The 12,622-nt window shown below is 39.7% G+C and carries 10 protein-coding genes and 1 tRNA gene; 6 read left to right on the plus strand and 5 right to left on the minus strand.

The window, feature by feature from the left end; translation table 11 throughout:
* Window positions 1–67: 67 nt before the first annotated feature.
* Window positions 68–253: a DUF2986 domain-containing protein gene (locus tag Q0A08_RS00615; protein WP_438464225.1), complete on the minus strand. Its 186-nt coding sequence runs from the start codon at window positions 251–253 to the stop codon at window positions 68–70.
* 128 nt (window positions 254–381) lie between these two features.
* A tRNA-Leu gene (locus Q0A08_RS00620) sits at window positions 382–466 on the minus strand.
* Between the two features lie 231 nt (window positions 467–697).
* On the opposite strand from Q0A08_RS00620, the gene queA reads away from it, so the two are divergent.
* From queA to secF, 5 genes are all read left to right on the plus strand, one after another.
* The gene (gene queA, locus Q0A08_RS00625; protein WP_438464227.1) at window positions 698–1,765 is read left to right on the plus strand and encodes a tRNA preQ1(34) S-adenosylmethionine ribosyltransferase-isomerase QueA; all 1,068 of its coding nucleotides are present in this window, start codon (window positions 698–700) and stop codon (window positions 1,763–1,765) included.
* 26 nt (window positions 1,766–1,791) lie between these two features.
* Entirely contained in the window at window positions 1,792–2,928 is a 1,137-nt protein-coding gene (gene tgt / locus Q0A08_RS00630) for a tRNA guanosine(34) transglycosylase Tgt (protein WP_438467586.1), read from the plus strand.
* Window positions 2,929–2,999: 71 nt separating this feature from the next.
* Complete coding sequence (yajC, locus tag Q0A08_RS00635; protein WP_438464229.1) at window positions 3,000–3,329, plus strand: preprotein translocase subunit YajC; 330 nt, start codon at window positions 3,000–3,002, stop codon at window positions 3,327–3,329.
* 83 nt (window positions 3,330–3,412) lie between these two features.
* Complete coding sequence (gene secD, locus Q0A08_RS00640; protein WP_438464230.1) at window positions 3,413–5,260, plus strand: protein translocase subunit SecD; 1,848 nt, start codon at window positions 3,413–3,415, stop codon at window positions 5,258–5,260.
* Between the two features lie 11 nt (window positions 5,261–5,271).
* The gene (gene secF, locus Q0A08_RS00645; RefSeq protein WP_438464231.1) at window positions 5,272–6,183 is read left to right on the plus strand and encodes a protein translocase subunit SecF; all 912 of its coding nucleotides are present in this window, start codon (window positions 5,272–5,274) and stop codon (window positions 6,181–6,183) included.
* 90 nt (window positions 6,184–6,273) lie between these two features.
* On the opposite strand, the gene Q0A08_RS00650 is transcribed toward secF, so the two are convergent.
* From Q0A08_RS00650 to Q0A08_RS00660, 3 genes are all read right to left on the minus strand, one after another.
* Window positions 6,274–9,045 carry a methyl-accepting chemotaxis protein gene (locus Q0A08_RS00650; RefSeq protein ID WP_438464232.1) on the minus strand — a complete coding sequence of 924 codons (2,772 nt, stop codon included), beginning with the start codon at window positions 9,043–9,045 and terminating at the stop codon, window positions 6,274–6,276.
* Between the two features lie 186 nt (window positions 9,046–9,231).
* Window positions 9,232–10,089, minus strand: a complete 858-nt coding sequence (asd, locus tag Q0A08_RS00655; RefSeq protein ID WP_438464233.1) for an archaetidylserine decarboxylase — start codon at window positions 10,087–10,089, stop codon at window positions 9,232–9,234.
* Window positions 10,090–10,132: 43 nt separating this feature from the next.
* Window positions 10,133–11,605, minus strand: a complete 1,473-nt coding sequence (locus Q0A08_RS00660; RefSeq protein ID WP_438464234.1) for an HDOD domain-containing protein — start codon at window positions 11,603–11,605, stop codon at window positions 10,133–10,135.
* A 123-nt stretch (window positions 11,606–11,728) separates the two neighbouring features.
* On the opposite strand from Q0A08_RS00660, the gene motA reads away from it, so the two are divergent.
* Window positions 11,729–12,583 (plus strand): flagellar motor stator protein MotA, encoded by an 855-nt coding sequence (motA, locus tag Q0A08_RS00665; RefSeq protein WP_438464235.1) that lies wholly within the window; start codon window positions 11,729–11,731, stop codon window positions 12,581–12,583.
* Window positions 12,584–12,622 lie beyond the last annotated feature (39 nt).

Here is a 12,622-nt window from a genome sequence, read left to right on the forward strand (position 1 = left end):
ACTTACAGAAGAAGGGTATCTACTCTTTTAAGGCTAATGTGTTGACTGGACTTTAAGCGTCTTCGCTTTATTTCTCCTCATTGAGAGGCGTGCTATTTTCAATAGTGTCAGACGTGTTTGAGTTTTCTTCTGCTTCTAACTTTTCTCTGTCTGCTTTACTAATGTATTTAGGCTTTTTATTTAAATTGTTATGACGATTAGACATCTTTTCTTTCTTGGTTAAGATGCTTTTAATCTTTTTACGACGATTCATGATAAAGCCTTTAGTTAAATGTATGACAAAGCTAACACTAGCAAAAACAAGACGAAAAAAAAGCCCTGATAGGTTATCAGGGCTTTTTTTAAACCATGATTTTTAATGTCGTAACATCAAAAATAAAATGGTACCAGTAGGCGGACTCGAACCGCCACGCCTTTCGGCAACGGATTTTGAATCCGTCGTGTCTACCAATTCCACCACACTGGCATGGAAACTGTGGCTGCGTATTATGTTGATTTTTTAGAAGGCGTCAACCTTTTTTATAAGCTTTTTTAATAAATATCTGTTTTGAACCTGTTTTCATGACTTTTTATGTCCACCGCTAAAATAAAAAATCTAATAATCCCCTGTAAGAACATACCTTTTTAACGCAAATTTCGATAAAATGCCGAGTCTTTTTGACTTACTCTATTAATGACTTCCCTAGGCTTGTTGCGAATGCGTGTTTCTGATTACCACTTTGATTTACCTGACTCTTTAATTGCTACTTATCCTATGCCTGAACGAACTGGCAGCCGTTTGTTATCTCTTGATGGTCCAACAGGGGCTTTGTCGCATTTAGACTTTCGTGATGTTCTTGGGTTGGTCAATCCTGGCGATCTGATGGTCTTTAATAATACCCGTGTTATTCAAGCACGTATGTTTGGTCAAAAGGAATCAGGCGGTAAGCTAGAAATTTTAGTTGAGCGTCTTTTAGATGAACACAGTGTTCTAGCCCATGTTAAATGCAGTAAATCACCTAAGCCCGGTAGTAAAATCACTTTAGGGACAGATCAAGATAAAACGTATCAAGCTGTCATGGTAAAGCGCCATGATACCTTGTTTGAGCTTTGTTTCGATGATTATGTATTGGATGTATTAGAAGAGGCTGGCCACATGCCATTGCCTCCTTACATTGAACGCCCTGATGAGAACTCTGATAAAGAACGTTATCAAACGGTTTATAATGAAAAGCCTGGTGCTGTTGCAGCACCAACTGCAGGCTTACATTTTGATGAAGCATTATTAGAGGCTCTTAGAGAAAAAGGAGTCGAAACGGCTTTTGTTACCTTGCATGTGGGAGCCGGCACTTTTCAACCTGTACGAGTAGAAACCCTTGAAGAGCATGAAATGCATGCTGAATATGTTGAGGTCGAACAAAGCGTCGTTGATAAGGTTGCTCAAACAAAAGCACAAGGCGGACGAGTTATTGCTGTTGGTAGTACCAGCATGCGAAGCCTAGAGTCAGCCAGCCAATCTGGTCAATTAGAAGAGATGAAAGGTGATACCAGCATCTTTATTTTCCCAGGTTACGAATTTAAAACAGTTGACGCCATGGTGACAAATTTCCACTTGCCCGAGTCAACTCTCATTATGTTAATTAGTGCTTTTGCAGGGTACAAGCATGTAATGAATGCTTACCAATGCGCAATTGACAATGAGTACCGATTTTTCAGTTATGGCGATGCCATGTTTATAAGCCGCAACCCGGGTGCAACTGGGCCAGCGAATGAGGAAAATGTGTAATGACAGATAAACGTCCAGAGTGTTTTATGGACTTTGAAGTAGCTGCTACTTCAGGGAAAGCACGTCGTGCTACCTTAACCTTCCCACGTGGTAAAGTTGAAACACCTGCCTTTATGCCTGTAGGTACTTACGGCACAGTAAAAGGCATGTTGACTAAAGATATTGAAGAGATTGGCGCAGATATTATTTTAGGTAATACTTTTCACCTTTGGCTTCGTCCTGGTACTGAAGTGATTAAAGCGCACGGTGACTTACATGATTTCACCCAATGGAAAAAGCCGATCTTAACTGATTCTGGTGGTTTCCAAGTCTTTTCTCTGGGTGCTATGCGTAAAATTACAGAGGAAGGGGTTAGCTTTCAATCGCCTGTAAACGGTTCAAAGGTTTTCATGAGTCCTGAGATCTCTATGCAGGTTCAGCGTGATCTTGGTTCTGACATCGTTATGATCTTTGATGAATGTACGCCTTACCCAGCAACGCCAGAGCGTGCAGCAGATTCTATGCGAATGAGTCTTCGTTGGGCAGAACGTTCTAAAGCTGAACATGGCGATAGCCCATCTGCGTTGTTTGGAATTATCCAAGGTTCTATGTATGAAAACCTGCGTGATGAGTCTTTAGAGGGTCTTGTTGATATTAGTTTTGATGGTTATGCCATCGGTGGTTTATCTGTTGGTGAGCCTAAGCATGAAATGACCAAAGTGCTTGATTATATTACACCGAAAATGCCTGATGATAAGCCTAGATATCTCATGGGTGTCGGCAAGCCAGAGGACCTTGTTGAAGGTGTTCGTCGTGGTGTTGATATGTTTGATTGTGTTATGCCAACACGTAATGCACGTAATGGTCATTTGTTTACATCTGAGGGTGTGGTCAAGATTCGTAACGCAAAACATAGGCATGATGTGTCGCCTTTAGATAAAGAATGTGACTGTTACACTTGTAAAAACTTTTCTCGGTCTTATCTACATCATTTAGATAAGTGTCAAGAGATGGTTGGTGCGCAACTAAATACCATTCATAATCTTCGTTATTATCAAACACTTATGGCTGGTTTGCGTCTAGCGTTAGAAGAAGGTAGATTTGACGCCTTTGTTGATGAGTTTTATGCCAAGCGTGGTGTAGAAACGCCGCCTTTGGTCGCGGAAAAAGCAGTTGAATCTTAATTGACGCTGTTAAAGAAAATGTACAGATAAGAAATGCAATAATAATTTTATAACCATTGGAGACAGAAAGAATGATCTCATTGATCTCAGCTGCCCATGCAGAAGGTGCTGGTGCACCAGCGGATGCAGGTATTTTAAACCTAGTACTACTAGTTGGTTTTGTACTAATTTTTTACTTTTTAATGTGGCGCCCACAAGCAAAACGTCAAAAAGAGCATAAAAGCTTGATGTCATCCCTAGCGAAAGGCTCTGAAGTGTTAACCAATGGCGGCATGCTAGGTAAAGTTACTAAAGTAAACGACAACTATGTTGTTCTTGAAGTAGCTGAAGGTGTTGAATTGAACTTCCAAAAAGCCTCTGTTGCGGCTGTGCTACCTAAGGGTACACTGAAGTCAATTTAATAACTTGAAAAGCGCCGAAAGGCGCTTTTCTTATTCTGATAACTACAAGTGTTTATAAAACACGATGAACCAAAGGATGTTTCATGCTTAACAAGTATCCCTTGTGGAAGTATTTGCTGATTCTTTTTGTATTAGCGCTTGGGCTACTGTATGCCTTGCCAAATCTTTACCCTGATGATCCTGCTCTTCAGCTTTCCACACAAAAAGCGACAGTTAGCATTGATGAAAGTGTTATCAAAAAAGCAGAGAGAGCTTTAACTAAAGCCAACATAGAATTTAAAGCGTCAGAGTTGACATCTAATGGTGCAACTTTACGTTTCAATAGCGGTATTGATCAATTAGCAGCGAAACCTGTTGTAGCTGCTGCATTGGGTGAAAATTATGTCACTGCCTTAAACCTTGTGCCGACAACGCCTGATTGGCTTGCTGCTTTTGGTGCAGGACCAGCTAAATTAGGTTTAGACCTTCGTGGTGGTGTTCACTTCTTGCTTGAAGTAGATACGCCTGCTGCTCTCGCTCAACGTATGGTAGTTGCTTCTGCTGAAATGAAAACGTTACTACGCCAGCAAAAAGTGAGATATCGCAAGGTAAATGTTGATGCCGGCGTGCTTAAAATTCGTTTCCTACAGGAGGCTTTTTTAACGCGTGCAGAAACACTTTTAAGTGAAGAATTTCCTGAGTACATTTATTCCACACAGTCACAAGATGGTGAATTTTACTTAACTGCAAGTTATTCTGAATCGGCTAAAGCTGAAATAGAAGCTTATGCTTTGCAGCAGAACTTAACCACACTGAGAAACCGTGTTAACGAACTAGGTGTGGCTGAGCCGTTAGTGCAGCGTCAAGGTAGTAACCGTATTGTGGTTGAATTGCCTGGTGTACAAGATACCGCTGCAGCTAAGCGTATCATAGGAGCGACAGCTAACCTTGAATTCCATTTGGAAGCGCCACTTGAAGCGGATGATGTTGAAGTTCTTACCTTTAGGGATGGTAGTGGTCGTACTGCACGTTTAGAGCGTGATTTGATTATTACTGGCGACAGTGTTTCTGACGCTAGCTCATCTTTTGATGAGAACGGCATGCCACAAGTCAATATCAGCCTTGATACTAAGGGTGGTAAGCAAATGGCAAAAGTGACTCGTACAGCAGTCGGTCGTAATATGGCCGTTGTTTTTATTGAGCATAAATCCCGTTCTCGTTTTGTAGAGGATGAAAATGGTAAAGCTCAAGAGGTTCGTCAGTCATACAGCGAAAAAGGTATTATCTCTTTAGCAACTATTCAAACTACTCTAGGTAACGCTTTTCGTATTACTGGTTTGGATAGCTCACGTGAATCATCTGAGTTAGCGTTATTGTTACGTGCTGGTGCGCTTGCTGCTCCAATTTACTTTGTAGAAGAAAGAACAGTTGGACCAAGCTTAGGTGAAGAAAACATTCGATTGGGTGTTGTTTCTGCTCAAATCGGTTTGTTAGTGGTTATGCTATTTATGTTGGTTTACTACCGTGTATTCGGTGTGTTTGCCAATGTTTCTCTAGCCATTAATATTATTTTGCTTATGGCGTGTATGTCTTTGTTGGGCGCAACATTAACCTTGCCTGGTATTGCAGGTATTGTTTTGACCATGGGTATGGCCGTCGACGCAAACGTCTTGATATTCTCTCGGATTAAAGAGGAGTTGGCTGCTGGTTTGCCTACTCAACAAGCTATTTACTCAGGCTTTAACCGTGCGTTTACAACAATTCTTGATGCTAACATCACAACCTTGTTAGTTGCGGTTATCTTGTTTGCAGTGGGTACTGGTTCTGTGAAGGGATTTGCAGTGACACTTTCTTTGGGAATTATAACCTCCATGTTTACGGCGATTATCGTTACTAGAGCTCAGGCGAACTTGGTTTATGGTGGTCGTAAAGACGCCCGTTTATCGATATAGGAAACAAGACGATGAAAACATCTAATATCCCTTTTATGGGAATGCGAAAGCCTGTTGCCTTGCTGTCTATTATCTTGGTAGTGGTTTCTTTAATTTCGTTGGCAGTGAAAGGTCTAGAGTTTGGTTTAGACTTTACTGGCGGAACTTTGATTGAGGTTGGCTATCAAGTTGCTCCTGAGCTTGATCAGATCCGATCTTTACTTGCTGAAAATCAATACAATGATGTTGTGGTTCAGACCTTCGGTGCCAATACGGATATCGTTGTGCGTATGGCAAATGTCTATACGCCAACTTTAGGTGATGAAGTGCTTGCTGTATTGCGTTCTGATACAGCGAGTGTTGAGTTGCTAAGATCTGAGTTTGTTGGTGCTCAAGTAGGTGAAGAGTTAAGAGAGCAGGGTGGCCTAGGCATGTTATTAGCTTTGGCTATTGTTATGCTATATGTTGCTGTTCGCTTCCAATTCAAGTTCTCTGTGGCTTCTGTTGCGGCACTTGCGCATGATGTCATAATTACCTTGGGTATTTTCTCTATTCTCGGTTTTGAGTTTGACTTAACAGTGCTGGCAGCTTTGCTTGCAGTTATTGGTTACTCTTTGAATGATACGATTGTTGTTTGTGACCGTATTCGAGAAAACTTCCGTATTATGCGTGAAGTTGAGCCAGTTGATTTGATTAACGAATCCATTAATCAAACGCTAGGTCGTACTTTGATTACCTCTTTAACAACTATTTTTGTGTTGTTAGTGCTTTTCTTCTTTGGTGGTGAGGCGATTCACAACTTTGCTTTTGCATTGTTGATTGGTGTCGTGATTGGTACTTATTCTTCTGTTTTTGTTGCTGCGAATCTATTGCTTGCACAAAAAATTGAAAGAGAAGACCTTATTCCAACACCTAAGGAAGAGTTTGAGGATGAAATGCCTTAGTTTTTAATAAGGTGTTTTATGACTTAATCAAAAAAGCCACATCATTTCGATGTGGCTTTTTGGTTAAACGACAGGCACTTTAAGTTCACTTTAGATTTTGAAGAAGCTCGTTTCTCTATCAAGTTTAATAACGAGTTTGTTGAGTTCGCTACTCGATTCAGCAATTACATTGGTTGCATCGCCTGTTTTATAGACTCCGTTATTTAAGTTTTCGACGTTATCTAGAATGATGTCTATCATCTTAGTTTGCTCTTTGGTTGATGTGGCAATTTGTAAGCTGAGAGTATTAATTTGGCTGATTTGTTCAGTAATGACCTCATTGATGTCTGTGGCTTCTTTTGCGTGACTCTGCACTTCATTAGCTCTTGAAACACTCTTTGCCATTACTTCAACAGAAGAGTTTGCCCCAGATATGATGTTTTTTATCATGTCATCAATTTGTTTGGTTGAGTCTTGAGTTCTCTGGGCAAGTTGTCTGACCTCATCTGCAACCACAGCAAAGCCTCTGCCTTGTTCACCTGCGCGTGCTGCCTCAATGGCGGCATTTAAGGCAAGTAAGTTAGTTTGTTCGGCAATTTCTTTAATTACATCCAGTACACTGCTTACTTGGTCAAAATCGCTCCTTACTTGCTGTACTGTTTTTTCAGAAAGTTGAATTTGTTCTGTCATAGATAATATTGAATGGTAGGTTTTATCTAGGGCTGAGCTACCTTCTAACACTTTGCCTTGTATTTCATTTAAAGCACTTGATGTGTTTGATGTGTTCTCGGCAACCTCATTCACTGTGGCGCCCATTTGAGTCATTGAGGTGGTAAATTGTTCTGCAATGTCTTTTTGCTCTTGAACAGTGTTGCTGGTTTCTTTTGTGATCTCTTCTAGTTGTTCTGATGTAGTGGTCTCTTCTTTTGCAACACTTGATATATTATTAACCATGGTTCGTAAATTACTGATCATTTGCTGCATTGAATTCTGAAGCTTACCAACTTCGTCAGATGTTTTGACATCGATTTCTGATCTTAGATCGCCATTTGCAATTAAGTTTGCAACGTCAGAAATATCTGAAATAGGTTGGGCAATTCGCTTGGCCACAAGTATTCCAACACCGGCGATTATGATGCCTGCGATTATCATAGTAACTATCATGAAGTAAGTGTTTTGTCTGATAGATATGAAGGCTTCGGCCTCGTCTATTTCAGATAGTATTGCCCATTTAAATTCTTTAAAATCGATATGGTCATAAGATGACAGTACAGGGTGACCATTGTAGTCAATGATGATATCTGTACCTTGGGTGCCATCTAACGCTCTTTTAGTGGCGAGGGTGTTTACGCCGTTTTCTTCTACTGTGCCAACAAAGCTTTGTTTGACGCTATGTCCTTCTGGGTCAAGAAATGAGTTGCTTCGCATTCTAAGGTCTTCACCTACAAGATAGCTTTCTCCTGTCTCCCCCATGCCAACACGGGTTTTCATGATATTGCCAATACCTTCTAACGGAAGTTGTAGGGCAATGTATAGCGAAACGTCTTTGTTATTGTTTAGTAGTGGTTGTGCTATAAATGCTGAAGGGTTGCCTTGACTGGGGGCGTAAGGTGAGAAGTCAGCCATGCTATAAATTTTGCTCTGACTTACATTTCTAATGAGTTGCCCTAGGCCACTATCTGAATATTTTCCGTTAATGATGTTGGTGTGGTAATCAGCCTCTTTGGTGACTGTGTAAAAGATGTAGCCATCTGGATTAATAAGAAATAAATCGTAATAACCGTATTTTTCGATATAACTTTTGTAAAAATCAACACCGTCTGATGTTTGTGGGTTAAGGGCTTCTGTGACATCAACTTCAGAAATTATAGCCCATCTAATTCCTTCGCCAACATCAATATAGTCCCAACTGCTAATAACAGGATTATTGTTGTAATCCATAATAACGGCAGTATCTTTCTTGCCTTGAAGTGCTTCTTTTGCTGCTCTTGTTGTTATCTTGTTTTGCCCTTTAAAAGATGCTTTAACCGAAAATTTCTCGGGGTTTAAATGTGAGTCTGAGCGCATTAGATTGTCTTGTCCAACCAGATAAGATTCGCCAGTTTCTCCCATGCCTGTTCTATGGCCTAGTATTTCATTGATATGTTCAAGAGGTTGCTGATAAGCGATATAGCCAATACGTTTTCCATTTTTTTCAACGGCTTGGACTGCAAAGGCTGCTGGGTTGTTATTACTTGGGCCATAGGGAAAGAAGTCTGCCAAATGGATATTACTGTCGCTACTGTCTTTTGCTTTTTTATAGGCTTTGTAAAAAGAGCTATTTTTTAAATCTTTCTCAAGGTTTTTTCTGAGGTCGCTTTCTCGAGTGGCTGAATAAACAATATCACCTTTCAAGCTTACTAAAAAAAAGTCATACCAGCCAAAATAGGTGAGTAATTGTTTGAACTCTGTGTCATGAGTATTAAGTAATGGAGTCCACATGCTTTTAAACTTAAAAGTGGTGACCATTTCTTCAAGAGCGTGTTTTACATGTTCTTGAGAGGCTAGCAGGTTCAACTGAGCGTAATTGTTATGCAGGTAATTTGTTAGCTCTGATTTTTTTAAGTCTTGAACGGCTGATAGTTTCTGGAAAGATTGATTGCGTAATGTATCTGCAATATTTACCAGAACACCCATGTCGCTCTCTCTCTCGTGAAAGTAAGTCTCTATGGTTTCTTTTTTGATTTGATTGATGGAACTTAATTGGTTGTAAACTTTTTCTTGTACATCACTTGTATTGTTCTGAGTTGATATAAAGCTAATGATTATTATTGGTAATAAGCCAATAAGTACAAACATGAGGGTGAATTTCGCTTTTAAATTAAGCGATTTGAATAGCTGCATATAAGCCTCGCAAAAAATATCGGATACTAAAAACCCAAGTATGAGTTATATATAATCAATGATTAATGAATAGTAACGAAAGCTTTGCTTGTACATATAGGCAGTGTAAAAAAAGAGTGTAAAATTGTTGCGGGATGTTTTTTTTATGAGTGGGCACCCATTATATTTAATAGATGCCCCAAAGAATTAAATGTTTATTGACCCAAATGGCATACCCATACGAGTAGGTGTAGTTGCTTCTAAATGTTCTTCCCAATTATTTGCGTCAGCGCCGAATAATACGATTGCAGTGGAGCCAAGTTTAAAGCGGCCCATTTCTTCGCCTTTTTTCAACTCTACTTGATTAAGTTTGTCGTAATCCCAAGTGACAACATTTTTATTAAAAGGCGTTACTTGACCTGCCCAAACGGTTTCTATGCTGGCAACAATCATAGCGCCAACCAGAATTACTGCCATAGGGCCTACCGCCGTTTCGAATATACATACCGTTCGCTCGTTTCTAGCGAACACATTTGGTATTTGCTCAGCAGTCACTTTATTTACCGAAAAAAGTTTGCCTGGAATGTGAATCATTTTAGTCAGTTTGCCGTCAATTGGCATATGAACTCTATGGTAATCCTTAGGTGAAAGATAAACGGTGGCAAACTTACCGCCAATAAAGCGATTTGATAATTCTGCGTCACCACCTAGTAAACTAGTTAAGCTATAGGTGTGTCCTTTTGCTTGCATAAGTGTGCCATACTCAATATCACCAAGTTGGCTTATTGCGCCGTCTGCAGGGCATGCGATAGCTTTTTCATCGGATGCAATAGGTCTTAATTCAGGTTTAATGGCGCGTGTGAAAAATGCATTAAAGTTCTTATAGGATTGAGGGTTTGGATCAATTGCTTCATTCATATCGACTTGATATTTTTTGATGAAATTTTGAATGAATGTATCTTTAACCCAAGTGTTCTCGCATTCAGCAAGACGGCCAATTAAGCGAGATAATGTCTTTTGAGTGGTTAGATGTTGTGCTAAGGCAAAGATTTGATCTCTGTTCACTGGGTTATCCTTTTACTTTCAGGGTGTTTAATTATTTAGGCTATTAAAAGCGTTTGCTAAGAATGCTTGAGATTCGTTTGGCATTAATAAAGTCATTTTCAGAAAAATCCGAATTGCTGCCTATCCATATAATCTTCCAGCTAGATGGTCCGCTCTTAAAAGACGTTAATATTAGGTTTTTATTTTCAGTTAATTCTGGGGTCAGTGTGTCAGGTAAATATTTAATGATTTGATTTAATTTTTTCTCATCAAACAATACTGCGCTTGGTTTTTTTAATAACTTCTCAAAAACCTTGTTTGTATGATCCCATCCTGTTTGTTTTAAACGGGTTAAATCAAAGCCATATTGTAAGCTGATTTTAAGTTTGTTTAGTCCGTTATCAAAATTGAGAATGAGTGTTTGACTTGCGGGTTTCATTAATTTTTTGATGACTTTAATGCTCATTATTAAGCATTCTTTATCCGTTGCCTTGTCTGATTTTGATAATTTTTGCAATGCGGTAAGAGGTGTCTCTTTTTGTGCTTTTACAGGTGCTTTAGTTTTTTGATAAAGATTTGGTGATAGGAGGAATTTTGCTAAAGGTACCTTGTATGGGCTTGGAAAAAGTTTGGCTGACTCAGCGCATGCAGCATGTGCTGCTTTAATGCTTTTAGCTTGCTTGCAATGTAGAGCGGCTGAAATCACTTTGTAATAATTTTCTAGGCCTTTGCTGTCCCAGCCTGATTGGTTAGCAATGTGGGCGGTTTTACTTGCGCACACAGCGAAGAGAAGTGAGTGGTTTGCAAGGAAGTTTAGGCGTCTATCATCTGGATCAACAGGTACATTTTCTGGATCACGAGTAAGGTCAGCAAGTGCTTTGAGTTCTTTGCCTGTCGGTGTGTTTTCAGTCTTGAATGAATCTATTATGATGCTAGGAATTTCCCAGTATTGAAATAGTTTAACAGTGAGTTGATCTATGCGACATCCAAAGATAGCTTCTTCAGCATCTTTTGGTTTAAGGCCATCTTTTAGGTTTTGCATTAATTTATGCATGGTTTCATAACAGTAAAACCAGAGTAGCCATTTGACGGCATCTCTAAAAAAAGTTATCCAAAAAATTTCTTCATTATTTGCATGTCTTTTCTCAATAGACCAAAATTTTGCAATAGATGCTGCTTCATAACTTATCTGAACTTGCCTTAAAAACTCGCAGTGAGCGCGGTTGTTATTTGAAAATTGGCAAGGGTAAAGCTGTTTTGTGATCTTTTCTAACCCATCTATGCCCACCATAGAAACTGCATGGGTTGGGGTCTTTATCTGATTATTGTTATTTTTTGCAATTTGATTGGCCACAGATATTGACATGAAGCCAATAAAAGGCTCGGCTAAAATACTGTGCTGAAGCCCGTCAATAGCGCCTTGTGGCGACTTAAGTTGATTTTGAAGTTTGGTTAAGTTGTCTGAGCCAACGGGAAACTTCTTATCCTTAAGGTATATTAGCCATTCTTCTAGGCTTGAGGGGGACTTGTCGCTCATAGGTGTTTACATTAAAGCTCTGTAAGTTGTTGCTCTATTCGATAAAATGATAAATCAGTATTGTGATTTATCATACTTTATAATGTGCAATGTGCATACATCGTAGATCGTAGGAAGAAAAATATGTTTGTGATAGTAGGGATGGTTATCGTCATTATCAGTGTTGTGACTGGTTACATGGCTTCCCATGGAGAATTGATCGCGTTATGGCAGCCCTTTGAGGTTTTGATTATCTGCGGTTCTGCTTTAGGCGCATTTATGGTCGCGAATCCATGGCATCTACAAAAACGTATTTTTAAATTAATGCCTCAAGCATTTTTGGGGAGTCGCCATAACGAGCGTTACTATCTTGGTTTGATGGCATTAATGTACACGCTTTTCTTTAGGAGTCGACAAGAAGGGTTTTTAGCGATTGAAGATCATATTGAGGCCCCATACGAAAGTGAGCTTTTTCAGTCCTTTCCAGATCTTTTAAGGGATCATGAAATGGTCGAATTTATTACAGATAATTATCGGATTTTTATCCTAACAGGGCTCCCCGCGCATGAGTTTGAAGCAATTATTGATGCTGAGATTGAAAAAATTGCAGAAGACTTAGTTGCACCTGGTCACGCGGTTAATAAAGTAGCAGAAGCTTTGCCTGGGTTTGGTATTGTGGCGGCAGTATTGGGTATTGTTATTACCATGGGGTCAATAGGTGGTGCCATGGAGTTAATCGGCGCGCACGTTGCGGCCGCATTAGTGGGGACTTTCTTAGGTGTATTCTTTGCTTATGGATTTGTTGGTCCGCTTGCGTCACACCTTGAAGGCCTAGGTGAGCATGAGCTAAAGGCTTATAACGCAGTGAAAGCTTGTTTGGTATCAACTGTGTCGGGTTTTTCACCTGGTGCTGCTGTAGAAACTGGGCGTAAACTTTTACCCTCAGAAGAAAGACCATCATTTGCAGAGTTGGCTGAATATGTTCGAGCTTATCGCTAACTTAATGCTATGTTTGTCTAGGGAGTTATACTGCTTGGA

The sequence above is a fragment of the Marinomonas sp. PE14-40 genome, from assembly GCF_051623805.1.
In the GTDB taxonomy this organism is placed as follows: Bacteria; Pseudomonadota; Gammaproteobacteria; order Pseudomonadales; family Marinomonadaceae; genus Marinomonas.

Coding starts and splice junctions, on each gene's coding strand:
- Q0A08_RS00615 (WP_438464225.1), bottom strand. CDS start 253: ATGAATCGTCGTAAAAAGATTAAAAGCATCTTAACCAAGAAAGAAAAG.
- secD (WP_438464230.1), top strand. CDS start 3,413: ATGCTTAACAAGTATCCCTTGTGGAAGTATTTGCTGATTCTTTTTGTA.
- Q0A08_RS00650 (WP_438464232.1), bottom strand. CDS start 9,045: ATGCAGCTATTCAAATCGCTTAATTTAAAAGCGAAATTCACCCTCATG.
- Q0A08_RS00660 (WP_438464234.1), bottom strand. CDS start 11,605: ATGAGCGACAAGTCCCCCTCAAGCCTAGAAGAATGGCTAATATACCTT.
- queA (WP_438464227.1), top strand. CDS start 698: ATGCGTGTTTCTGATTACCACTTTGATTTACCTGACTCTTTAATTGCT.
- motA (WP_438464235.1), top strand. CDS start 11,729: ATGTTTGTGATAGTAGGGATGGTTATCGTCATTATCAGTGTTGTGACT.
- secF (WP_438464231.1), top strand. CDS start 5,272: ATGAAAACATCTAATATCCCTTTTATGGGAATGCGAAAGCCTGTTGCC.
- yajC (WP_438464229.1), top strand. CDS start 3,000: ATGATCTCATTGATCTCAGCTGCCCATGCAGAAGGTGCTGGTGCACCA.
- tgt (WP_438467586.1), top strand. CDS start 1,792: ATGGACTTTGAAGTAGCTGCTACTTCAGGGAAAGCACGTCGTGCTACC.